23 protein-coding genes are annotated in these 23,871 nt (G+C 50.0%); 9 read left to right on the top strand and 14 right to left on the bottom strand.

What is annotated here, in order from left to right:
• Nucleotides 1-4 precede the first annotated feature (4 nt).
• The 3 genes from copC to HFD92_RS20310 form a co-directional block, all read right to left on the bottom strand.
• Nucleotides 5-385 carry a copper homeostasis periplasmic binding protein CopC gene (gene copC, locus HFD92_RS20320; protein ID WP_103791066.1) on the bottom strand — a complete coding sequence of 127 codons (381 nt, stop codon included), beginning with the start codon at nt 383-385 and terminating at the stop codon, nt 5-7.
• 35 nt (nt 386-420) lie between these two features.
• A complete protein-coding gene (locus HFD92_RS20315) occupies nt 421-1,248 on the bottom strand; it encodes a copper resistance protein B (protein WP_370525243.1) in 828 nt (275 codons plus the stop codon).
• 142 nt (nt 1,249-1,390) lie between these two features.
• Entirely contained in the window at nt 1,391-3,211 is a 1,821-nt protein-coding gene (locus HFD92_RS20310) for a copper resistance system multicopper oxidase (RefSeq protein ID WP_167429591.1), read from the bottom strand.
• A 291-nt stretch (nt 3,212-3,502) separates the two neighbouring features.
• Here HFD92_RS20310 and HFD92_RS21930 point away from each other — a divergent pair, with 291 nt between their 5' ends.
• The 3 genes from HFD92_RS21930 (at nt 3,503) to umuC (ending at nt 5,742) form a co-directional block, all read left to right on the top strand.
• Nucleotides 3,503-3,733 (top strand): hypothetical protein, encoded by a 231-nt coding sequence (locus HFD92_RS21930; RefSeq protein WP_167429590.1) that lies wholly within the window; start codon nt 3,503-3,505, stop codon nt 3,731-3,733.
• 293 nt (nt 3,734-4,026) lie between these two features.
• A complete protein-coding gene (locus HFD92_RS20300; RefSeq protein WP_167429589.1) occupies nt 4,027-4,353 on the top strand; it encodes a four-helix bundle copper-binding protein in 327 nt (108 codons plus the stop codon).
• Between the two features lie 288 nt (nt 4,354-4,641).
• On the top strand, nt 4,642-5,742 hold the full coding sequence (gene umuC / locus HFD92_RS20295) for a translesion error-prone DNA polymerase V subunit UmuC (protein WP_167429588.1): 1,101 nt from the start codon (nt 4,642-4,644) through the stop codon (nt 5,740-5,742).
• A 403-nt stretch (nt 5,743-6,145) separates the two neighbouring features.
• On the opposite strand, the gene HFD92_RS20290 is transcribed toward umuC, so the two are convergent.
• Complete coding sequence (locus HFD92_RS20290) at nt 6,146-6,397, bottom strand: hypothetical protein (RefSeq protein WP_128755156.1); 252 nt, start codon at nt 6,395-6,397, stop codon at nt 6,146-6,148.
• Nucleotides 6,384-7,178 carry a ParA family protein gene (locus HFD92_RS20285; protein ID WP_167429587.1) on the bottom strand — a complete coding sequence of 265 codons (795 nt, stop codon included), beginning with the start codon at nt 7,176-7,178 and terminating at the stop codon, nt 6,384-6,386. Before HFD92_RS20285 ends, HFD92_RS20290 begins: the two co-directional genes overlap by 14 nt.
• A gap of 523 nt (nt 7,179-7,701) precedes the next feature.
• Here HFD92_RS20285 and HFD92_RS20280 point away from each other — a divergent pair.
• A complete protein-coding gene (locus tag HFD92_RS20280; RefSeq protein ID WP_167429586.1) occupies nt 7,702-8,301 on the top strand; it encodes a hypothetical protein in 600 nt (199 codons plus the stop codon).
• Between the two features lie 305 nt (nt 8,302-8,606).
• Nucleotides 8,607-9,422 (top strand): hypothetical protein, encoded by an 816-nt coding sequence (locus HFD92_RS20275; RefSeq protein ID WP_167429585.1) that lies wholly within the window; start codon nt 8,607-8,609, stop codon nt 9,420-9,422.
• Nucleotides 9,423-9,510: 88 nt separating this feature from the next.
• Here the strand turns inward: HFD92_RS20275 and HFD92_RS20270 are convergent, their stop codons facing one another.
• On the bottom strand, nt 9,511-10,473 hold the full coding sequence (locus HFD92_RS20270) for an Abi family protein (protein WP_167429584.1): 963 nt from the start codon (nt 10,471-10,473) through the stop codon (nt 9,511-9,513).
• A gap of 402 nt (nt 10,474-10,875) precedes the next feature.
• Between HFD92_RS20270 and HFD92_RS20265 the strand changes: the two genes are divergently transcribed.
• Complete coding sequence (locus HFD92_RS20265; protein WP_101826942.1) at nt 10,876-11,472, top strand: recombinase family protein; 597 nt, start codon at nt 10,876-10,878, stop codon at nt 11,470-11,472.
• Nucleotides 11,473-12,016: 544 nt separating this feature from the next.
• Here the strand turns inward: HFD92_RS20265 and HFD92_RS20260 are convergent.
• The 3 genes from HFD92_RS20260 to cadR form a co-directional block, all read right to left on the bottom strand.
• Nucleotides 12,017-13,954: a methyl-accepting chemotaxis protein gene (locus tag HFD92_RS20260; RefSeq protein WP_167429583.1), complete on the bottom strand. Its 1,938-nt coding sequence runs from the start codon at nt 13,952-13,954 to the stop codon at nt 12,017-12,019.
• Nucleotides 13,955-14,127: 173 nt separating this feature from the next.
• Nucleotides 14,128-14,421 carry a hypothetical protein gene (locus tag HFD92_RS20255; RefSeq protein WP_167429582.1) on the bottom strand — a complete coding sequence of 98 codons (294 nt, stop codon included), beginning with the start codon at nt 14,419-14,421 and terminating at the stop codon, nt 14,128-14,130.
• A gap of 72 nt (nt 14,422-14,493) precedes the next feature.
• The gene (gene cadR / locus HFD92_RS20250; RefSeq protein WP_033755771.1) at nt 14,494-14,952 is read right to left on the bottom strand and encodes a Cd(II)/Pb(II)-responsive transcriptional regulator; all 459 of its coding nucleotides are present in this window, start codon (nt 14,950-14,952) and stop codon (nt 14,494-14,496) included.
• A gap of 193 nt (nt 14,953-15,145) precedes the next feature.
• Here cadR and HFD92_RS20245 point away from each other — a divergent pair, with 193 nt between their 5' ends.
• The 3 genes from HFD92_RS20245 (at nt 15,146) to HFD92_RS20235 (ending at nt 19,049) form a co-directional block, all read left to right on the top strand.
• Nucleotides 15,146-17,662 (top strand): heavy metal translocating P-type ATPase, encoded by a 2,517-nt coding sequence (locus HFD92_RS20245; protein WP_346450549.1) that lies wholly within the window; start codon nt 15,146-15,148, stop codon nt 17,660-17,662.
• A gap of 255 nt (nt 17,663-17,917) precedes the next feature.
• On the top strand, nt 17,918-18,565 hold the full coding sequence (locus tag HFD92_RS20240) for a recombinase family protein (RefSeq protein WP_040126232.1): 648 nt from the start codon (nt 17,918-17,920) through the stop codon (nt 18,563-18,565).
• Nucleotides 18,566-18,644: 79 nt separating this feature from the next.
• Complete coding sequence (locus tag HFD92_RS20235) at nt 18,645-19,049, top strand: hypothetical protein (protein WP_040126231.1); 405 nt, start codon at nt 18,645-18,647, stop codon at nt 19,047-19,049.
• A 25-nt stretch (nt 19,050-19,074) separates the two neighbouring features.
• On the opposite strand, the gene HFD92_RS20230 is transcribed toward HFD92_RS20235, so the two are convergent.
• Genes HFD92_RS20230 through HFD92_RS20210 form a run of 5 tightly spaced genes read right to left on the bottom strand, consistent with a single transcriptional unit; the run spans nt 19,075 to nt 23,795 of the window.
• The gene (locus HFD92_RS20230; RefSeq protein ID WP_167429581.1) at nt 19,075-20,583 is read right to left on the bottom strand and encodes a conjugal transfer protein TraG N-terminal domain-containing protein; all 1,509 of its coding nucleotides are present in this window, start codon (nt 20,581-20,583) and stop codon (nt 19,075-19,077) included.
• Nucleotides 20,583-20,948 (bottom strand): hypothetical protein, encoded by a 366-nt coding sequence (locus HFD92_RS20225; RefSeq protein WP_242461321.1) that lies wholly within the window; start codon nt 20,946-20,948, stop codon nt 20,583-20,585. Before HFD92_RS20225 ends, HFD92_RS20230 begins: the two co-directional genes overlap by 1 nt.
• A 14-nt stretch (nt 20,949-20,962) precedes the next feature.
• Nucleotides 20,963-22,417, bottom strand: a complete 1,455-nt coding sequence (locus tag HFD92_RS20220) for an integrating conjugative element protein (RefSeq protein ID WP_081981872.1) — start codon at nt 22,415-22,417, stop codon at nt 20,963-20,965.
• An 8-nt stretch (nt 22,418-22,425) separates the two neighbouring features.
• Nucleotides 22,426-23,403 carry a TIGR03756 family integrating conjugative element protein gene (locus tag HFD92_RS20215; RefSeq protein ID WP_370525241.1) on the bottom strand — a complete coding sequence of 326 codons (978 nt, stop codon included), beginning with the start codon at nt 23,401-23,403 and terminating at the stop codon, nt 22,426-22,428.
• On the bottom strand, nt 23,400-23,795 hold the full coding sequence (locus tag HFD92_RS20210) for a TIGR03757 family integrating conjugative element protein (protein WP_167429580.1): 396 nt from the start codon (nt 23,793-23,795) through the stop codon (nt 23,400-23,402). Before HFD92_RS20210 ends, HFD92_RS20215 begins: the two co-directional genes overlap by 4 nt.
• Between the last annotated feature and the right edge of the window lie 76 nt (nt 23,796-23,871).

The following is a 23,871-nucleotide window of genomic DNA, read 5'->3' as shown; positions in this document are numbered from 1 at the left end:
GGCATTATTTCACGCTAAAGCTGACGTTACCCGTGCGCGGGTGTGTATCAGAAGACACCGCACGCCACTCCACCTTGTATGTGCCAGGCACCAGAGGTTTGGCTGGCGTGATCACCATGGTTTTCGGATCGCCACCGGCGGCCACTTTTGCCGCAACCGCCATCGGGGCATGAGAGGACATGCCGGGCATAGCGGTCATGACGAGACGTGCACCAGAAAATTTTGTGACCAGATTCTCAGTAAAGTGCAGCTCCACTTTTGAAGGCGCTGCCACCTGCGCTTTATCAGCAGGGACAGAAGAAGCCAGTTCCGGATGCGCCTGCGCGGCAAAAGCAGCAACAGAGGCGGCAACAGCGATGACGTAGCCAGCATAATTACGTTTCATATTCATACCTGTCTTGTTTGTTAGAATTAACTGCATCAGAACCACACGCGGGCACCGAGAAGAAAGCGCAGTTCGTTGTCTTTCTCTCCTTCACGGGTCGCCATATCGGCCGTGTTGCCATAAAGCTGGCTCCACGATACGCCCACATAAGGCGCAAACTCCCGCTTCATTTCGTAACGAAGGCGCAGGGAAAGCTCGGTACCGGACAGCCCTTTTCCGGTTTCACGCACCTCATCATCCTTTCCGTAAAAATTAGCTTCAAAAGACGGCTGCAGGATGAGCCGGTTGGTCAGCAGCACGTCATACTCTGCTTCAAACCGGAGCGCGGTGCGTCCCTGCTCACCGGCAAACGCGGTGAGTTCAGTTTCGAGGTTATACAGCGGCATGCCCTGAAAGCCGGCGGCGGCCCATGTCTGGGGCCTGCCAGGTTTAAAATCCTGTCGGGCGCCCGCAACCACGTCCCACCAGGGCGAGACAGCGTGCCCCCACAGGGCCTGCACCTCTGCCGACTCGGTTTTTCCGTCGCTGGTTTCCCCTTCGCTGCGCAGCCAGAGGCGATCAATATCCCCGCCTGCCCAGCCGCTAACGTCCCAGCTGAATCCTCCGGCCTCATTATTTTTCTGCCACTCAAGCTGATCGGCCAGCAGATACCAGTTCACGTTGCTGTCATGCACCTTATGGCCGTGTACGTCCGGAAACGCAGCCCGGCGGTCGGCGTCCGTCAGCACCGGAACAGGCGTTCTGCTTTCAGTCGGGGCAGCAGGCTGCATAGACTCCATGCCTTCCATCCCGGACATGGGTTCCATATTGCCCATAGCGGAGTGGTCCATGCCCGACATTGCACCTATGTCATGCTCCTGCATGTTATGCGCCGCTTCAGCCCGTGCATCAGGGGCGGCCGTAAGTGCGCTGCCGGCAATGGCTGCGAAAACCAGCAGTCCGGCCGCCGGGCGGAAAAAGTTATGTTTCATATCACCACGCTCAGAAGCTGACATCAGAAGTACCTCATTCATTAACCCGGACTTCACGGAACATGCCTGTTTCCATATGAAAAAGCAGGTGACAGTGGTAAGCCCAGCGGCCCAGCGCATCGGCCGTCACACGATAGCTGCGGCGCGTGCCGGGCGGCATATCAATGGTGTGTTTACGTACCAGAAAATTCCCTTCTTCATCTTCAAGGTCGCTCCACATTCCGTGCAGATGAATGGGATGCGTCATCATGGTATCGTTAACCAGCACGATGCGGACGCGCTCGCCATAGCGGAGCGTGACCGGCTCTGCATCGGAGAACTTGATACCATTGAAAGACCAGGCAAATTTTTCCATATGGCCGGTAAGATGCAGTTCTATGGTGCGTGAGGGTTCGCGTCCGTCTGGATCGTCAAAAGTGCTTTTCAGGTCAGCGTAGGTCAGAACCCTGCGGCCATTGTTCCTCAGCCCGATACCCGGATCGCTGAGCTTCGGGGTGGGCATCATGGCCTGCATGTCAACCAGGGGGTTGTTCGTTTCTGATGCCGGATGCTTCTGCATATCACCCATGCCGGCCATGCTGCCGTGGTCCATGCCTCCCATGCTGCTGTGATCCATGCCAGCCATACTGCCTGCCGGGGCGCTTTCCACAGCTGAACCATCCATGCTCTGCATGCTACCGCCGTCCATACCCTGCATCTGCCCGTGATCCATACCCCCCATGCTGCCGTGATCCATTCCCCCCATTCCCATATCATCCATGGTGAGCCAGGGACGAGGATCGGTGGAAGGAACCGGGGCAGTCATGTCTTCACGAACGGCAAGCGTGCCCCGGGCATAGCCGCTTCTGTCCATGGACTGGGCAAAGATGGTGCAGGCATCCTGTACGGGCTCCACAATGACATCGTAGGTTTCAGCCACGGCAATACGGAACTCATCCACGCTGACGGGGGTGACGTACTGGCCGTCAGCAGCCACCACGGTCATCTTCACGCCGGGAATGCGCACATCGAAGTAGGTCATGGCAGAGCCGTTGATAAAGCGGAGGCGGATTTTTTCGCCTTTACGGAACAGTCCGGTCCAGTTTTTACCCGGGCCCTGACCGTTCATAAGATAGGTGTAAGTCGCACCGCTGACGTCTGCAAGGTCAGTCGGGTTCATCTTCATTTCCGCCCACATCTTCCGGTCGGCCAGGGTATTTCCCAGTCCCTTATCCCGGGCATCACGGAAAAAGTCACCAGCAGCAGGCTTGGCGAAGTTGTAGTAGTCGGACTGCTTTTTCAGTTTTGCAAGAATGGTAGAGGCACTTTCATCTGACCAGTCGGTCAGCATTACCACGTGTTCCCGGTCATACTTAAATGGCTCAGGCTCAGCAGGATCAATGATAATCGGGCCGTAAACGCCCTCCTGCTCCTGCAGGCCGGAGTGGCTGTGATACCAGTAGGTGCCATTCTGCTTTACGCGAAATGAATAGACGTAAGTATCATCGGGTTCAATACCGTGAAAGCTGAGGCCGGGAACACCATCCATGTTGGCTGGCAGAATAATGCCATGCCAGTGAATGGAGGTTGTTTCTTTCAGACGGTTTTTAACCCGCAACGTGACAGTATCACCTTCTTTCCAGCGCAGCAGGGGCCCCGGCAGGCCGCTATTGATGGTTTTGGCATAACGGATGTTGCCGGTGATGTTAAGTGGCGTTTCGGCGATAAACAGGTCGAAATCATTACCGGTAAGCATGTGGGGCTGTACCAGACTTACCGCCGAGAAAGCATTGAACGTCTTCATACCAAGACCGCCAGCAACGCTGGCTGCTGCGATCCCTTTGATAAAATTGCGTCGTGAACTTTTAGGCTGCATAACTGTGCTCCGGCAAAATGCAGATCATCCCGGGAGAAAATTTCTCCACACCGGAAGCATTAATAATGCAGTCCGATCAGGAACTTTATTTTTGTTACCGGCAAGCTAACACAACAGGCACCCCGACTTGATTACATTTATGTCATGTTGGAACCTAATGTTTTTAAATTACATTTTTGTCATTTTCGTTCACGGTGTTTTTTTTCGGATACGATGAAAGTCACTGAGGCCGGTAAAGTTCCAGTCCGGAATTAACGGCTATTTTTATCCTTTAAACGTAAGGAATTACGAATGAAAAAGATTATGCTTGCCGCCGCTGCGGTCCTTCTGTCTGTTTCAGCCGCTCAGGCTCAGCCAGCCCCCATGGACATGTCCTGCTGCATGAACAAAAAAGCCCCGGCGGCCTCCATGAATGAACATGAGCTGGCGATTCAGGCACATCAGAGCATGAATAACAGCAGTTCTGCCGCACATCAGAACATAATTGAAACGCACCGTAAGATGATGCGGGAAGAGAAATAAGCGCAGATAACAGCCCCTAGCCTTGGCTGAAAAAACTTGAGCAAAATCACCCGGATTTTGTCCAGGTTACTGTTGTTGCAAAATGTGTTGTGCATTAACCCTCATTACATTGAGTTATCTGAAAAACTTTGTTGAGGCTGTAATCAGCCGGCCCGTCTGACTGTGGCGGGCTTCTTTTTAAAAGCCTGTGTCACCCTACTCCTGTTACCGTCTGTATAAAACGCTTTTGCAGCAATCAACATTTTGTTCCATGCTTACCACTTCTTTGCATTTAACAATGACGGGAAGAAATTATGTCTGAACAATACCGCAACTGCATTGAGGCCTGTTATATCTGCGCCGCAACCTGTGACTACTGCGCAACGTCCTGCCTGAAAGAAGAAAATATTGAGATGATGCGCGAATGCATCCGGACGGACATGCAGTGCGCCAGCATCTGCCGTCTGGCAGCTGAGCTGATGACAATGGACAGTGAATTTGCTGCTCAGATTTGTAAGGTTTGCGCAGAAGCATGCCAGAAATGCGGTAATGAGTGCGCGAAACATGAGCACGAGCACTGTAAGAAATGTGCTGAAGCCTGTTACCGCTGTGCTGAAGAATGCCGGAAAATGGCAGCGTGACAGCAAATGGAAGCTGTCCAGTCACAGCTTCCGGAAAGTGCCGCCTGTCTCATTCCAGCCGGTGATTTTTGATACATTCACCCGGCGTCAGGGTGGTAAAAATCACCGTTCTTATCCGGACTACCCGCCATACAGCCAGAAGGGAAATACCGCGTCCCTGTTCAGGCTTTTTTAAACTGACATCCCCCTGTATTAAATATCGTAAAAACCCGGGCGTGTTTTTGCAGCCGGTCGGGACATATGCCCTCTGCCTTATCCACAAAAACGGGGATAACCCCTGTATAATTAATGTGCAGATTTGTTGTGTGCATTCTTTCAGAAAGATTTAAGTCTTGTGTTGAATTTCTATTCCACATAAACGGCGATATGAGCAATCGTATGATGTCGATTCTTAGGGATATGGCACCTGGTCAGGAAATTTATTCGATCGACGAAAGCTTTTTGGACTGCACCGGTATTGCCAGTTATATGCCTTTAGAGGAATTTGGTCTTCAAATGCGTAGCCGTGTTAAGAAAGAAACCGGATTAGTAATTGGCGTTGGTTTTGGGCCTACAAAAACCTTGGCTAAGCTGGCTAATCATGCGGCCAAGAAATGGAGTAAAACTAATGGTGTGGTTGATCTCTCATGCCTGGAACGTCAGCGCAAACTGATGGCGATAGTTGACATAGATGAAGTCTGGGGTGTCGGAGGGCGTATCAGAAAACGGCTGGAGGCCATGGGCATTAACAAGGTGCTGGATCTGGCTAATTGCAACACCACTATGATAAGAAAAAATTTTAACGTCGTTCTTGAGCGTACAGTTCGAGAGGTGAATGGAAAGTCCTGTATAGCTCTTGAAGAGGCTCCCCCACCGAAACAACAGATTGTATGCTCCAGGTCATTTGCACAGCGCATAACTGGGCTGGAGGACATGCAGCATGCGGTTGTAACGTATGCCACCCGAGCTGCAGAAAAAATTCGAGAGCAGGGTTCAAAATGTAGGCACATCAGTGTCTTTATAGCCACTGGCCGCTATGGCGATGAACCTCAGTATGCTAACACTTCATCCTTGACCTGTGAATATCCAACCAGTGATACGCGTGACATCGTTGGTTTTGCTATCAGGGGCTTAGATAGCATATGGCGTGATGGTTATCGATATGCCAAAGCAGGCATCATGTTAGGTGATTTTTACCAATCCGGAATCGCACAGCTTGATATGTTTAGTGAAAACCAGCCTAAAGCCAATGCGGATGCCTTGATGGCAACTCTGGATACAATCAATAAATCCGGACTTGGGAAGGTTTGGTTTGCTGGGCAAGGAGTTGATAACCCATGGCAGATGAAAAGAGAAATGCTGTCGCCCAGATATACAACAAGCCTGAAGGAATTGCCCATCGCTAAATAATACACTTGGCTATATAAAGATGGAGCTGATCAAATCCATGTTAGTTACATCATTCTAATAAAGTGCTTAATTCACTAGGAGCTCTAACTTAAAGATTTGTATCATATTTAATTCTATAATGTATATACAAATGCATATGCACAAATCTACATTTATGTATACCCATTTGTATATACATAAGATAGCTCGATGAGATTGCCTGTACTTTAGTTAACGTCAGGAAGCTAAATTGATCAGGTGTGATGTATATGCATTTGCATATGCAGAAATCTGCATTTATGTATACTCATTTGTATATACATAAGAGGGCTCGATGAGATTGCCTGTAATTTGGCTAATGTCAGGAAGCTAAATTGATGAGGCGCAATGTATATTCATTTGTATATACATTGCGCCACTAAAATTAAGTGTTTTCAACAAGTAGCTGAGCAAGCTTTTCAATGAACTTATCGTCTTCAAGATAACAAGCTGCCCTGAGAACTCGCGAACGAGTAATGTTTTTTTGAGGTAATTTCTCCTGAACTTTTTCAACCAGCATCGACAGAGCGTCATCATCAAGGCCAGTCAGCCGAAGATTCATTTGTTTGCCAGTAGTAATATTTCTTCGCTCAGTTACACGCGTGACACCCTTAGCTATACGATCACTTCTTGCCACTTTCAGCCTCCTCAATCTGCTGCAGAAGCTCTTGTGTTAGCGCTTTATAGTCACGGTAAGGACGTTCGTTTTTAGCAAACATCATCACTGGCCGATGAACCTCGGTAGCCTGCTTAAAAAGTTCACTCTGACGTATTTCAGTTTTTGCTACTCTGTAACCAGCATCACTGATGTAACCATCAATAGCTTTTTTCATTTTTGAGTGGGATTCGTTAACTTTTGTCTTTACAAGTGTATATACAAAATCTTCGTTACGTCTTACTTCTCGTACCACCTGGAATAGATCATCTATACCTTTCACAGCCCTGCGATCCATGTCTACAGGCACGACAATTTTATCGGTTATAAGAAGAGCATTCTCAATACTTAGGTCGATGGCTGGTCGAAGATCGATAAGTATAAAATCGTATGTTGTTTTTAGTCTGCTTAGTCCTTCGTCTAGAATATTTAAACGGTGACGAAAGCGTTCGGCACTACGTGCCTCAACAGCAAGGGTAATGTCGGCAGGTATAACATCTAGGTTTTGGATAACGGTTACACCATCAAGAGCAGTATAGACCAGCTTGTTTGTATCAAACTTGGGGTCTTCAAAGAGATCGGTGATAGTAAAATCCTCATCGCCCCGGCCAACATCATCACTAAGGTTACCCTGATGATCCAAGTCAACTAGCAGAGTCTTATAACCTGCAGCAGCCAGTGCGCAACCCACAGCAATACAGCTCGTTGTCTTAGCAACGCCACCTTTACTATTAGCAAAAGAGATTATGTAAGGCTTTTTCATTTGGAGTTCCATGTATATACAAAGGTATATGCATATTACAGGTTGAGAGTTTGATGTCAATGTATATACATAAGCATATACAAAAGAAGTGTTTATATTTGGATTTTTATGTGGAAAATTGTAATAAATCAATGATTTATAATTTTATAACAAAGGTTCGTCGATAACGTTGGTGATTGATTTTTACCGCTGCTTGTGACGAATTTCCACAGACCCAGGCTTATTTATGCATGTGATGCTGGCTACCCTGCTCTTGAACTGCTGATGTCAAATTTCCTGTCCGACACTGTTCTAAGGAAGCTGGCAAAGAGCTGAAGTATGCCTCATCAGTCTTCCTGTAAATCATAAGTTTTACGCTGTTACATGAGGAGTGTGCTATTTACCATCAATCATGGATAATGATATTTATGACACAAAAATTTCAGGAACTACCCCCAAATCTGTCGTCTCAGAGTAAGTTCGTCGCTTAGACAGCCGACAGTTTTTTTTCACGCCATTCTATTGTTAAGAGGGAATGACAAGCATGGATCAAGAAAGTCTGAAGAAGCTTATTAAGGAACATCACTTTAAACATAATAAGCATTTAACTCCTGAGTTAGATATGACGTCATTAGTGCTAAAGGCTCATCTTTTCCTAGAGGATATGCTATATGAAATTATATTGCTTCAATGTAAAACTCCTAATGCTTTAAATGGAATTCAATTTTCCTTTAACCATAAGTTGAAATTAGCGGAAGCGCTTTACGGAGCTCATTTTTATAATTTTGACGCTTCATTGCCGGTTTGGCCTGTCCTTGAAGCTCTCAATAAACTCAGAAATGAGTTGGCTCACAGAATAGACAGTCCAAAGCTTGAAGATAAGATCGTTAACTTCCTAAGAGCATCAGAAGAAAACCTGAAAATAGAAAAAACCTCACGCCCATTAGATAAGATATTATGTGATTCTAATGCTTTAACGGGAAGAATGCGCAATGTACTAATGTACTTGCTTGGATGTCTTGGGTTCATGCATGGTTTAATATACTTAAATCAGCCCGAAAAGTTTTTAGCGTCTTTGTTTGCAGAAATTAATCTTACAACTTGTGCAAAACGCATCATCGTCCCTGATGAGTTTGAGTGCTAAATATAGCGCCGGGCGCGCGGGTTAACATCAATGAGAGGTTGCTATTCTGCTCCCGCAAAGTCCGGCCATTCGGTAAAACTCCGACTGCTGCGGATTTCCCCGAATCAGAATTTACGGCAGCAGATTTTTTTCCTCGCATTCTCAGCCCCATTCTCTGGCCCCGAAACAGCATCTGCTTATACTGTTCGCTCCCTAACCCTTAGGTTGCAGGTATCTGACGTGCATAGTTTAATATTTTCTGAGATACCGACAGAAGAATCTGAATTAACAATAATTTGCGGCATCGACCAAACGGGGTAAAAACAATGTCTAAAAAAAAGAATGATCCTGCCGCACTGGCAACCATCATGTTGAAAAAGAAACTGAGTGAGTGGCGAGATGGGGCAGAGCCAGTCTGGCCCAGCACCTGGCCGATATTTGAACGCCTTATTGCTCGCCAGCTTGAACTGGCTCCGGTCTGGCAGGAGCTTTGGGCCAAGGATGTAAACTGTATACCGCTGTGGAATCTTACTGAGCAGTGTATTTTCGCCTCAATGAGCGGTGAAAAAGGCGAGCATAACCAGTTACGGACCGATTATCGCGAGCTGCAGGCGCTCAATACAGATATTGCCGACGTGTATAACAAGCTTGCGCGGCTTATTGAACGCCGGGATGAATTACTTAACCGCAGCGGGCACCTTCATGTTGAGCATATGTTCAGGCTGACGGACATGATCGATGCTGCCGGGCGCGAGAATCACCTCTACCTTTCTTATATCTGGCCGGAGCTGCGGAAACTTGACCGGTACGATCTGAAATACTGGCCTGATGTGCCAGCATTGCTGCGTGCGGCGGGCGAGGAAAGGCCAGAGGTCACGTTTCACGATGATGCCAGCAGAGCCATCGCGCTCGCTAAGCCCAGCCTACGCACGGACTTTCTACGGGACTTGTTTGATCGCATTCATGCTCTGAAGAGCATCAGCATATACGGCTTGCGGCATGACTTTAGGCTGTCCGATGAATCGCTGGCCATTATGTGCAACGTGCTTTGCGATCTGCAGGAAAAATCAGAGATTGACGGACCTTATATAAAACAGGCAAGGCAGCGCCTGCGCAAGCAGGGTTACGCCGCGGCTTGGTAATCCGCTGGAGTTGAGCGCCCGGGCATTAATGATAAATGTAAATAAACCGCCTTCAGCGGTTTATTTATACTGTTTTAGAGCTGTTAAATTAGTTCCACAGTGGATCTTTTTGCCATCCTTGTGGGAAACCAGTCTCTGACATATAGAGCCTGGCTGCATGGTTGCCTGCGAACAATTGAATTAAATCGGATTTGAGATTAATGCCAGTTATGCCAAGTGTTTTTATCATTCTTTGCATAACACATATTGTCAGATATGGGCGCTTTTGGTGTGTTTCAGCAACGCTAAGCTCACCGGCAATCTGACTGGGGGTAGCTAGTTTAGCGTTCCAGAGACGACTATGATGAGCACATCGGTTTCTAACGTCGCGCAGACGCCGCACCCAGTTTGTGAGCGCTTTAAAATCATTTGCTCCAAACTCCTTAGCCAGATTATCAAGGAGAGTATTATCTGGAGCTGCTAGATTTCGAAAATACCCGTGATCAATTGCATCGAATATTCTAAATAAGCAGCCGATAGTGATTAACTCACTTGCCACCCAAAACGGGGGGAGGTCAGTAAACTGAGGGTGAACATCATTATGATATTTACTGCGATAATTTCTCGCATAAAGCTCGTCTTCTCGGCTAAAATCTCTTTGTATCCCTCTGCGTGTGTCATCAATATAATCAGAGCTCTTTTTGGTAAAGAAATACGTATCATTTAAATACCAAAATGGGTTGTTTGTGTAGCCAGATAACGCGTGATCAAGCCTGCTCCTGAGTTTAACTTCCAGTCTGGCGATAACTCCAAACAATAGCGCACGGAGCTTTTCGTCAAACCTATAAAGTTCAACCCCGTATTCAAAATACTCATGTCGCCTGTAATGTTTGCCGCCTGGGCTGGCAGGATCTAAAAGGGGGTGGAGATAAATTTTAAAATGGTAATAGCTTATCTGGCTTAGGGTGTTTACCGCTTCAGCTTCGTCTAAGAACTCAAGCTGTTTACTCTTAAGATCATTAACTAGCTCAGCAGGGGTACGATAGGGTTTGCTGTAAAGGATTGTCGGCATAGCGGCATCATCCCTGAATAGGCAAAAAAAAGGCCCACTAACTTCCCCGAAGGGATGTTGCAGGCGTCATTGACATTAATACTACTCTATTTGACGAAGTCGTCAACCGTTTCTTGAACCAAATTTGCTAAGCGTGCGCAGTTATACCACCACTTTTATGTATGACATTAGAGTATGCCCAAATGTCATAGCTTGTAGCCAACATTCAATACGCCATGAAATTGCCTCAAAAGAAAAAATTAGCAAGTTTATAATTTCATTGATGCATCAAGCATTCTTTAAATTAATGTACGAAACCGACCGGTTTCGGACATGTTATATAACACATGTCCGAAAGTTAGTGTTTTTTATTTCGTACACGCCTTATAATAAGTACACCTATTTCGTACATAAAATAACGTCATGTCACGAGTTTTTGCTTACTGCAGGGTATCGACCCTTGAACAGAACACTGAAAACCAGCGTCGTGAAATCGAAGCGGCTGGATTTAACATCAGACCCCAGCGACTGATTGAAGAGTACATAAGTGGTTCAGTCGCGGCTGCTGAGCGTCCTGGATTTATGCGTCTGCTTGATCGAATGGAAAACGGTGACGTTTTAATTGTAACGAAGCTGGATCGCCTCGGGCGAAACGCTATGGATATTAGAAAAACCGTTGAGCTGCTATCTGCTTCAGAAATACGGGTACACTGCCTGGCGCTGGGAGGGGTAGACCTCACCAGTCCGGCCGGAAAGATGACAATGCAGGTAATCTCTGCGGTCGCTGAATTTGAGCGTGATCTGCTACTTGAACGTACACATGCTGGCATTGCGAGGGCGAAGGCATCCGGAAAGCGTTTCGGCCGCCCCCCGGCTCTGGACGACGAACAAAAGAAAGCGGTGTTCTTGCGTCTTGGTGAAGGGAAAAGCATCAGCGCGATCGCCCGCGAATTTAACACCACACGGCAGACCATTCTAAGAGTAAAAGCGATAATGGAAAACGCTGATGCTCGTTCCTGAGCTCCTTATCTGCGTATGTCCGCTTTGTGCCAAAAGCGGACGTTGCTTGCATCATGGAATGTTAGTTTACCGGGAGCAGGTCAGCGCCTCTATGCAGCTAACCCCGCATCTAATGATTTTCTGCATATCGCCATTTTCAAATTTGAAGTCTGATTTATGAAACTGCGTAGTAAGAGATTTGACTGAATGGCCGGATGGCGCGAGTGCAGAACAGCGCCCCAGGGGGAAGGTGTAACGCGCCGTCCGGCACGAGAGGAATTATGAAGGCCATCTGCAATAGAAACAACTTTAAAGAGGAACGCGTTGCAGGTTGCATAACGGATGTTATGAGCGTAGCTCATATGGGCAATTGGGGGGTAATGCCAAATATTTCAACAGGCGTTTAATTAGTCCACCGGGCCTTTAAGTGCAAAAGTATAACTTTATCATGGTTTTAAATGAGATAAGCCATCCCTGAAGATGGCATTATCAAATGCAAATACAGACGCAGTTTTGTAAAAATGTTGCCGCATTAAATGGCACACAACCAAAGTATTTGAACCAATTATACAGCGTTTGTGCGGAATACGCTGACAGCATCCCTCAGGCTTGCGGCCCGGCTTGCAAGTTCATCAGCAGATGATGCAGACTCTTCAACCAGTACGGCATTCTGCTGCGTAACCTGATCCATCTGTGTCACCGCAATATTTATCTGAGATATGCCCGCACTTTGTTCTTCAGAAGAAGATGAAATCTCTCTGACTAATTGAGATGTTTGCTCAATAGCTTCCACGCTTTGCTTAACTTTTTCACCGGCATCCCGGGCCATCGAAATTCCCTGTTCGGCATGCTCAACTGACTGCTCAATCAGTCCTTTAATCTCCTTCGCCGCTCCAGCCGATCGCTGTGCCAGTGCTCTGACTTCAGATGCAACAACAGCAAAGCCCTTGCCGTGCTCACCTGCCCGGGCAGCTTCAACGGCTGCGTTTAAAGCAAGAATATTCGTCTGAAACGCTATCCCGTCAATAACGGAGATGATCTCTTTAATCTGCCCCGCACTGTTGCTTATCTTTTCCATTGAATTCAGCACTGACTCCATCGCCTCACCGCCTCTTAAGGCCGCACTGGTAGCGGAATTGGCCATTTCAGCAGCATGACGGGTGTTATCCGCATTATTGCCGATGATTGACGATAACTGCTCCATGCTGGCCGCGGTTTCAGCCAGAGAGGCTGCCTGCTCTTCCGTTCGTGCCGACAGATCACCATTTCCGCGAGCAATTTCTTCAGATGACGTAGCAATAGTGACAGCGTTGCTTTTGATGTTTTCAACCGTAAGTGTAAGTCGCTGACTCATTTGCAGTAATGCCTTGAGCAGTCCGGCAGTTTCATTACGTCCTTTCACCGTAAATGTTGACGTAAGGTCACCACCTGCGACTTCAAGCGCAAGCTTTGAGGCTGCACTGATAGGCTTGGTAACGGAGCGAATGATAATCAGAGCGAAAATTACTGCTAACAAAACGATAAAAACAAGAACGGTCAGTAGAGCATATTGTGCATACCGGTGTTCCTTAATCTGCCCATTCAGCATTTCATTCAGTTCATTACCTCCGGCAATGGCGTAGTCGCTGAATTTGTTAATAGCGTGCGTAAAGAGCGCTGCATAGTCCTTCGGGTTCTGATTCGTCATGCTCCGGTTAATGAAAATCGCTTCAGCGGTTTTGAGAGCACTTTTTGCCTCCTCAACGGCTGCATCTGCATTTGCGCTAAATTTTTGCTTAAATGTGTTATCAGATAAAAATAGTTTTTCAGAATCCTGAGCAAATAAATTCAGGTTATACGAACCATTACTGATTAAGGACTCCATACGGACAGAGTCTGCTTCACTTATGCTTTCATTTCGGGCAAGAAGGGAAGTGCCGAATGCACGTATTTTCCCAAGGCTTTCGGTCAATTCAGGCAATGATGAAAAATTACTCGTAATTAAACGGTACGTGTTGATATCTGAATCGAGAGAAAGGCCGTAAAAATCCAGCACATCACGGTTCGCGTTCAAAAGGTTGCGGATGAGGAGGGCATGCGCATCAAGACTGGCTGTCAGAGTCAGTTGTGAAGAATCGATTCTCTGCTGTAACTGGCTCCACTGTGTGCGCACATCATTGATTTTGCTGATTATGGCAGCGCTGCCTTCTGTCTTGGCCATATCTTTGGTAATAACATCAGTGATGTTTTCAATTTCATCTCTGACCTGAACGCGGGACGGTGTTGCGGGATTTTTGGTTGCAATGGCAAGGGCGGTTTCTGCACGATGGCGCTGTAGCAAATTGAGTAGGGCTAAAATCCTATTTTCTACGGGTACACCTGTTACCTCCCTTTGCTTGTCCTGAATGTATTTATTACCTTCGGAAACAAAAAGCATGGTAGGAACTGAGAACAGGACAAGGGAAAACAGGCCCAGGATGGCAAATTTAGCGGTAAGACTTATATTGTTAAGAATCTTATTCATTTATAATTCCTAGTGAATTAATTCGTTATAGTGACAATTACAAAAGATACATTTGCAAAGCACCTTAACCTTTTTATCGGTTATTCCTTCATTAACTTTATACCGCATTGTTGATTTACTGCTTTACGGAATAAACTTTAAGTAACGTTAAACAAAGCACTTAAGCTAAATAATCATTTTTTCTCGGGATGAAGTTCTGTTCGCAGCGGCATTAGCCATTGCTTGATTTTCATCTGAGAATTTTTACTGAGATTTGAATGAGTCGGCTGAACTAAATGCGGTTCGCGCACATGTATTATTAATATGTCGCCGAAGGACGTTGTCTCGGGGGTGTAAGGTGAAGCAAAACTATCTGACCTAGCAGGCGCTTTGATCGCTGCGAGTGACCTACTCCCCGTTGATTCACTCATAACGCTGTTAGCAATGTCCGCTTCTCGCTCATAGCGGACCTCCAGCTCAGTCAGCATGTCCGCTCTGTGCCAGAAGCGGACGTTATCTTTTAATTAAAACGGCTCGTTACAGAGCCTGCTCTTAAAAAATTAATGCGGATGGCTGCCGGCAAGATGGCCAGAAGAAATAACGGGAAGGACATCATCCGACTCATCTGCCTGCTCCAGTTCGCGCAAAATGCCACAGTCGCGCGTTGCACGGTTGGCGTTACAATGACTCTGCAGCTCGCACAACTGCGTTTCCAGCATATTAAGTTCACGAATACGGGCCTGTACATGAAGAAGGTGCTCGTTTATCAGGTCGTTAACCATACCGCAATCTGCATCAGGCTGACTGCGTGCCTGCAGCAGCACCCGGATTTCTTCATGGGTCATATCCAGCGCCCGACAGCGGCGGATAAACATCAGTCTTTCCAGATGGGCACTGTCATAGTGACGGTAGTTATTTGCCTGGTCACGTAATGCTGCCTGCAGCAGCCCCTCACGCTCATAATAACGCACCGTCTCTACCGGACAGCCTGCCTGCCGGGCCAGTTCGCCAATTTTCATAACTTTTTCCTTGTACACTTGACCCTGTAGTTACTTCAGGGTCTTTAATGCCAGTATATGCTATGAACGAGATAAAAACATGAGTGACTGCTGTAGTAATAACAAGTGCGGTTCTGCCGCGTCCGGAGAGCGGACATCCGTCAGCTATACCTCTGCTGCCACGGCAGACGCCTCCGGAAAAACTTCGCAAAAAATGGCTGATGCCTCACCGGACTGTTGTAGTGCCGGAAGCTGCTGTTCATCGGAGAGTCTGAGTCAGCCTTCCGGGCCAGTGGCAGAACGCGACGGGAGCGATAGCGTTCAGACACGTCTGCGCATCGTGCAGATGGACTGCCCGACGGAAGAGACGTTGCTTCGTAAAAAACTCACAAAACTGTCTGACGTCAGTGAGCTTGAATTCAATCTGATGCAGAGGGTACTTACCGTGACCCACTCGCCGCAGGCACTGGAGCCGGTACTACAGGCGGTGCGCTCTCTGGGTTTTGACCCGGAACTGGCTGATAAAGTCACCCGGCCTGCCGGCATCAGTTGTTCAGGCAGCAAAGCGGAAAGCGCCTGCGGTTCCTGCTGCGCACCTGCGGCTGTCACTTCCGGTGAGCTGCAGGCACAGCAGTTGACCGCTGACGGAGTGCGTACCAGCATCCGCATCAGGCAGATGGACTGCCCGGTAGAAGAGGGCATGATCCGTAAAAAGCTGGACGGTATGTCGGCCGTTAAGGAGCTGGATTTTAACCTTATGCAGCGCGTTCTGACGGTCGTTCATGCACCGGGTACGCTGGAGCCGGTTCTGGCCGCCATTCGTTCGCTGGGCTTTGAACCTGAGCTCTCTGACAGCAGCGGGCGGCACGCGGCTACTGAGGAAAAGAAAAATCCCTGGTGGCCGCTGGCACTGGCCGGCGTTGCGGCAGCGGCCGCCGAAGCTATGCACTGGACAGGCATGCCGGAATGGCTGGAAGCAGTTCTGGCCCTGGCCGCTGTTGGTGCCTGCGGCCTGTCTACCTACAAAAAGGGCTGGATTGCGCTGCGTAACGGCAATCTGAATATTAACGCCCTGATGAGCATTGCTGTAACCGGGGCGCTGGCGCTCGGGCAGTGGCCGGAAGCCGCCATGGTAATGGTGCTGTTCACGATCGCGGAACTGATTGAGGCGAAGTCTCTTGACCGCGCCCGCAATGCTATTGGCTCCCTGATGACGCTGACGCCTGAAACAGCCACGATTCAGCAGCCGGACGGTTCCTGGACAGTGGCAGATGCCAGATCTGTACCCCTTGACAGCGTGGTCCGGGTAAAACCGGGTGAGCGTATCGCCCTTGACGGCAGGGTTGTCCGAGGCAGGACCAGCATCAACCAGGCACCCATTACCGGCGAAAGCCTGCCGATCGAAAAAGGAGAAGGCGATCCGGTTTTCGCCGGGACGGTTAACGGCTCCGGTGGTTTTGAATACCGGGTAACGGCTGCTGCCGGAAATACTACACTCGCACGCATCATTCATGCCGTGGAGGAGGCCCAGGGGGCAAAAGCCTCTTCGCAACGCTTTGTTGACCGCTTTGCACAGGTTTATACCCCCGTGGTGTTTGCAATCGCGGTTGCGGTTGCCATCCTCCCGCCACTGATGGCAGGTGAAAGCTGGCACGAGTGGGTTTATAAGGCGCTTGTCATGCTGGTTATCGCCTGCCCCTGCGCGCTCGTCATTTCCACGCCAGTAACTATCGTCAGCGGCCTGACGGCGGCAGCCCGCCGGGGAATCCTGATTAAAGGTGGCATTTATCTTGAAGAGGGCAGAAAACTGAAATGGCTGGCGCTCGACAAAACTGGCACGCTGACGCACGGTAAACCTGTACAAACGGATGTGATTATCTATACCTGGGTTGCCGAAGATGAAGGCCGCAGACTGGCTGCGAGTCTGGCGGGTTACTCCGATCATCCGGTTTCGCAGGCCGTGACAGCAGCATTAGAGGGTTCGCAGCGTTATGACGTTGAGCGCTTTGAAGCTCTGCCGGGCCGCGGGGTGCGGGGTGTCATCAATGACAGAACCTACAGCCTCGGGAATCTGAGACTGGCTGAAGAAACGAGCAGCTGCCCGGAGACTGTCAGGGCGACGCTCAGGGAACTGGAGTCCGCTGGTAAAACGGTCATCCTGCTCTGTGACAGTCATCAGGTACTCGGGCTGTTTGCAGTGGCAGATACAGTCAAAGAAAGCAGTCGCGAAGCGGTGAGCCAGCTGCACAGTCTGGACGTCCGGACACTCATGCTGACCGGAGACAATTCGAGTACAGCGCAGGCCATTGCCGTTCAGGTCGGTATCGATGAAGCCCGGGGTAACCAGTTGCCTGAGGACAAACTGCGCGCCATTGAAACACTTACGGCTCAGGGTACCACTGGCATGGTAGGCGACGGCATCAATGATGCGCCGGCGCTGGCTCGCGCCGATATCGGCTTTGCCATGGGCGCGATGGGCACCGATACCGCCATCGAAACCGCTGATGTTGCCCTGATGGACGATGACTTACGTAAAATCCCTGCCTTTGTCCGGCTTTCAAAACAGACTTACAGCATTCTGGTTCAGAACATCGTTATGGCAATTGGCATCAAAGCAATATTTCTGGCCCTGACCATTGCCGGCATGGGAACCATGTGGATGGCTGTATTTGCCGATGTGGGTGCAAGTCTGCTTGTTGTGGCAAACGGCCTGCGCCTGTTGCGTAAATAGCTGGTTATTATGTTGCCCGCTGGCTAACGGCGGGCAACGTCTGCTTTTCGCTCATAGCGGACATTTAGCATCTTCATGAAATGATCGCGCTACGTGAATTCTGTTGAAAATCCTATGTGATTCCCACAAAGCGTAAAAATTTGGCCGGGTATACCCAAAAGTCACCCCCTCAAATGCACCCATTTTATCATTAAGTCATTACCTAAAAGTCATGCTATGATAAGTCATCACCTATAAGTCATGGTAGCCTGAAAAATGTACATTTTTGCGTACCTCCGCGCATCTACCCGGCAACAAGATGCCGAGCGTGCTAAAAACAGCCTGCAGCAATTTGTAGCTGAGCGCGGCCATCGTGTAGCAAGCTGGTATGTTGAGAATGTTTCTGGTGCTTCACTTCAGCGGCCCGAACTTATGCGGCTACTTGAGAATGCCTCGCCAGGGGATGCCTTACTGATTGAGCAGGTAGATCGGCTTTCTCGTCTTGATGATGCTGGATGGGTAAAACTCAAGGAATTGATTAACAGTAAAAGTTTATCGATAGTAAGTTTGGATCTACCAACCAGTTACGTCGCGCTGGAGAACCATAGAAGTGACGACTTTACTGCTGCAATGCTCAGAGCAATAAATGCAATGATGTTAGATATGCTTGCAGCTATAGCCCGTAAGGACTATCAGGATCGCAGACGCAGGCAGCAAGAAGGTATCAAAAAAGCTGTTGAGCAAGGAAAGTTCAAAGGAAAGCAGGCTAACCATCAAATGCATAAAAACGTTATAAAACTGCGGCTACATAACGGGATGAGCATTAGTGAAACAGCCAATATTTGTGGGGTTTCTGAACGGCAGGTAATCAGGATTACTAAACGTTATCTTGCTGAGCATGATGAAAGTTTGCTTAATGAGTAGAGGTGATAAATGTTACAACCAAAGTTCTACAGACATTCTATGTGACTATTAAGCTCAAAGATTATTCTAAGGAGAGGCTATGGATAACTCAGCTTTCAACAGAGGAAGGCGTGCCGCCGGATTTTGGCTCAGGCTCTCTAAAAGCGCGAGAGCTGCTAACAATATTTGTATCGCATGGGCTGTCAGGCGTGAACTTCCTGCTTTTTTAGGGCGCATACCGGTTCCATTGGCGTGCTTTGTAGCGCTGTGTACTGCGGTCGCATGTGGAGTGATCTTCGGAACCATTATGATCATTGGCGGGATATTTGTTTATATGCTGTGCAACATAGCTATCAGCGGTGAAGATGGCTGCAGCGATGATCATGCCCCTTCTTATGGGACTGAGTGGCGTGATGGTTATGAGGGAACGGGGATTTATACAGGCTCATCAATGCCAGGAGCAACATCATCCAGGGTAGATAATTACGACGACGAGGAAGATTAGAGGGCATCCATGCCCACTAACAAAATCATAGCTTAGCGGCACTTTTAGCTGTATTTACAGCTGAGCCTCCCGCCTTTTGCACATCGTTTGTACCACTTTTGAACGCAGCATCCAGTGTGCCGCCAATACGTACGCCAGCCCATGAAAGTGCCCCCATCCATACTGCAGGCAGTACCAGAAACATCGTGGCCATAACAAAGTTCATGATCAGGTCATCCGAACTGTTCTGAAATCCGGCCATGTTAAAGCTACTGTGCGTGTCAGAGCTGTACAGCGCTGTCAGCAGCCAGCTGTCGAGCCACCGCGCCAGCTCCCACCAGAACGTCAGGAAGTTCAGCGCAAAAAGCACAAACGTAAGCGTAATAACGGTCTTAATTTCATAAGCAGAGAACGCCAGGATAAGCGGCAGAATCACCACTACGGCCATGAGCAACACGGCCTGGACCATTGGCAACGCCTGGCGCATGGCATCAAATGCTGGGAACGCTGCCAGACTGCCTAACGCGGTGCCGCCGATTGCAGCTACGCGGGCTACGGAGTTATCGAGCGTGAAATCGGCGTTGCCTCCGTAGCCGGCATAGACGTGTCCGCCCTGTGATACGGTCAGACTCTCAGGACTGACCAGGCGGCGGATAATAGCCTCTTTATAGTCCGCTGAGTTGCCCCCGATCATTTTCATGGCAGCTGTCAAACGGGTCCATAATCCCGGGTCAGCCTGATCGACGACGCGAGCCTCCAGCCCGGTATCAGCGCTATTCCACCACTCGCGGCATGTCGGATAGCCGCCCCGGCCTGTATCCGGCCTTCCGCTGTCGCGGCTTTCATTCCAGGCAAATTCAGCCCTGGGCGTTTTCGATTGCAGGCTGCCGTAATAATTACTGAGGAAAGTTTTGCTGCCTATCCACTCAATATCACGCAGCGCGGCTTTGTCTTTCGTCTGCCCCTGATCCTGACGTTTCCACATATACAGCGCGAGCGAATAGCAGTCGTTGGTAAAGTCCTGCAGCTCCTCCGCGAGAGATTTGTTGTTAATACGCGTGTGCTGCACCTCGAAGCGGAGCTGACGCATGTCCGGACGGCAGGGGATAGTGGCAACAGACGCCTGGGTAATGCCCTTTGCCAGCTTGTGAATCAGATACCACCAGACCGGCGCGGCAGCCGTCTGATCATTAATGCTCGATATGACCGGTGAATATCCCGTGTCATCGGGCGCTTTTGGCGTCCACGTCCCGCAGCTCTGCGCACGCGACGTGTCATATTTTATCGTGCTCATATCGACGTTCATCAGCGGCATACAGCAGGCAATCATCACCAGAAAAGACGTGTAAACCGCGTGCTCCATGCGGGGTATGGACAGGGCACCTTTATTCCCCTCATCTTCACCTTCTTCACGCACTTTCAGCCAGATGCCGATAAGCCGGAAAGCGACAGGCGCGGCAAACAGGCCGGTCGTGATGAGAATATTCCAGAGTCCGTTGTTAACCACCCAGCCGAGCAGGGTAAGGAAATATTCCAAGTAGCTGTTAGTCAGCATCAGGACGCTCCCGTGCCGCCGAGCAGCACTAGTTCACAGACAACGGCAAAAATAAGGCTGACAGCCGCAATGCGGATCAGCGGCTGCCGGTGTTGCGGGCCGAAGCCCGGTGCACGGAAAACTTTCACAAAACCCCACGCAAGCACACCATAAATCGCCAGGCGCCATATCAGCCAGCCATAGCGGGCATGCTCCATCCAGTCGCGAAATGTAGCGGCCTGTGCAGGATTTTTTATTGCCCGATCCGCGACGATGAGCCCGCCCAGCAGAAATGCCAGTAGAGCGCCGGCAGTACACAGCACGCGAAACAGCGCGGGGTGCCGACGGAAAAATGAGGCGCGTGTCGCCCCGTTATCGGTTTTCATAGGCTGCGCTCTCATCAGTTGTTTTCCGTCTCAGGAACGGCTAGATGGTTCATACGGTTGTCGGTGCTGTCATCGCTCTGCGTCTGAGGATTACTGTTAACGCGCCCGTTTTCCCGATCGATAATGGTGAGCACTGAATTACGAGACAGCTCGCGCTTAAGCTCCATTTCATTTCGTAAAGCGGTGATCTCACGATCGATGGCCGCAACGCGACGATCGCCTTCCTCAATGGCCGCATTCTGCGCGGCTGCGTTAGGCTCAGACATGCCGGTAACAATCATGCGGCGCATAATCAGCGCGGTTTCAACCGTATCCGCCATCGCCAGCTCGCCGGCGAGGCGGGCGGTCAGGGCTGCGTTATCAGGATCCCGCTGAAGTGCTCTGATAACGCCTGCAGTGATGGGCAAACTGCCTGTTTTGAGCTTTGCCAGGTTAGTCGCGTTGGGCTGTTCGGTGCCGTTAACGAGTTTTACCAGCTGTTCAGTATTCTCTTTGGTGGTCTCTTCCAGAATCGGAGCAAAGCCAGTGCCGGCCTGAGTAGCCCCCGGCTGCTGTTCGTCATCGCCGCTTGTACACTGAGATGCATCGCTGCAGGTGCGCAGGGAGCTGTCTCCCACAACCTGAACCACGGCTTTAGCGGCTTCTTCAGCACTCGCATATTTTCCGCAGGCTCCCCCGTTACAGCTGTTGCTGCTGATCGTGTCAGAGCTCAATACCGGCAGGCTGTTCATCATATTGAACCCTGCGGCCGTTAAGTCATGCGTTGGCCGGATGGCCTTCTGCCCCTGACCGCCCCGTTTTTGTCCGCCGATCCAGTTCTGGCCTGAGTTGCCCTGCAGCTTGTCCGCTGAGTTATTCACGCGGACAGCATCAGCGTCTCCACTGTTAACAAGCGATCGGTACTCATCCATTACCGCGCCCTGCGTCCATTTGTTGTTGCCGGCAAAATCCATCATGCGCTTCGACATGTTCTGGCAGTTGAGCTGGGCTTTATCAAAAGAGACGTTTGCCTGCAGCACGCCGTTTGTGAGCATGTCGTACAGGCCGGGATTGGCACGCTGGATAATCATTGCCGGCAAGCTGGCGACGGCACCGGTGGCGTTCTGAACCACGTCGCCCATGAGATTTTTGAAGCCATTTGTTACCCCGTTGAGCTGATTACCGACCGTCGTTTTCAGGTCGAAGTTGCCGCACATCAGGTCGCTGCTCCAGCCTGCGCTCATACCGATTTTACGCATGTTGCTGCGCGTTGCCGGCTGTGAAATCACTGAGCCGCCGCCGAGCGTATAGTAGAGCTTGTCAGAAACCGCGCCGCTGACGTCCTTGCCGTAGCCTATGGCGCTGTTATTTACGGAGGGCAGTGAAATACCGAATGTGCCGGACTGGTTATCATCAGCTGCCTGCGCGGATGCCGCTGCGGACGCAATACACAGGGCAAGTGCGGCCGATTTAAATTGAACTGGTGACATTGTGCCTCTCAGAAGTCAGTTGAATAGAGGAAGGTCTGGCCGCGTCGCTTGCAGCAGCTGTAGGGCTGCCATAGCGCATAGGCTTCGTTGCCGTCCTGAGCAATGGGATACGCGCCGTCAGGGAAGACGGCGCAGGAAGTAGAAAGCGTGGGTGAAAGGCGCTGCCATTTATGATTCGCCGTGCCCGTGTTTTCTTTCACCTCTCCTGGCGGCCAGTAGCCGGCTTTGTGCGTGCCCTTGAGTACCTGATAAACGTGAGGCTGCCCGGACCGGGTGATAATGTCGGCGACCCGCTGCGCGACCACGGCAGAGGCTTTGTCATCGTCCGTCTGGCTGACGAAGCCTGAGCGGGGATAAATATTGCCCCACATGTTGGCGTTGACCTGGCTGCCCAGTTCACGCTGGCCGGGAACCAGCGCCTCGGGATACAGCGATTCAGGTAATCCCGATCGCCAAACAAGTGAATCCAGCGTGCTCAGAAAGTAGGGATTAAATGGCGTGGCGGCGGTATTGCATGAATAACCGGGAATGCTGCCACCAATGACGGAGGTGGCTGGGTGGCCTATCGCATCGGCGTACTTGAATTTGATGTTCGACTTACGCTGCCCGGGAGTCTTAATATCGGCGGCATTACCACCGCCGGCTGGCGCCCCGCTGGTCAGCGCGTTATCGATCGTACCGGATGCGCCGCTCATAAACGCCATTTCTGTCCAGGGATTACCACCCGGGCCGGTGTAGGTGGACACTACGACTTCAGGAATGAAGTGCGTCACTTTAACGGAGGTTTTCACCGAACAGCCAAAGGGCGTACACATCAGCCAGTAACAGATGCCGCTGACGCGCCAGCTTATACAGTCCTGAGTGATGGCGCTGGCAATGATGCCGGCAGTATTAATGGCAGAAACCGTGGCCGGCGTCGCGGCTGCTACCAGCACGGTGGCAACGCCGGCGGCACGGAAGTGTGTTTCTGGGGAGAAGCGCATCATTTACCCCCCTGACTGCGAAGCATGGTAGCCCGCGCAACGTCGGACGTGCCATAAACCACATCCCGGTCATCGAAAACGACGGCAGGGAACTTATGTAGCCCGATCTCCCAGGCATGCACAACCTGCCGGTATGCCTGAGCAATCTGCTCCTGCTGTCCGGGCCACTGCGGCGACTGAATGATTTCGCGGGCCTGCTGAGCGGCCAGCTGCGGATCTGCAGCCAGCTGGCCGAAAATGGAGTTCTGCAGGCGGTCGGGGCCATCAAGCCAGACAACAGAGCTTTCTTCAGACAGATTCTGAGGAGGATGTACGGCATCGGTATAGACAACGGTGCCGGCCATCAGCTGAAACGGTATAAACAGGAAAAATGAGTTTAATAGCCTGAGTCGCATAGCGGATCTCCTTCACGGTAACATGCCGTCAGAGTGGCAGCGCCGAGTCAGGCTTTCAGTAGTAAACTCTTTTTCA

This window comes from Pantoea sp. EKM101V (genome assembly GCF_011800325.1).
GTDB classification, from domain to species: Bacteria; Pseudomonadota; Gammaproteobacteria; order Enterobacterales; family Enterobacteriaceae; genus Pantoea; species Pantoea anthophila.
This window is presented reverse-complemented; position numbering and strand designations above follow the sequence as displayed.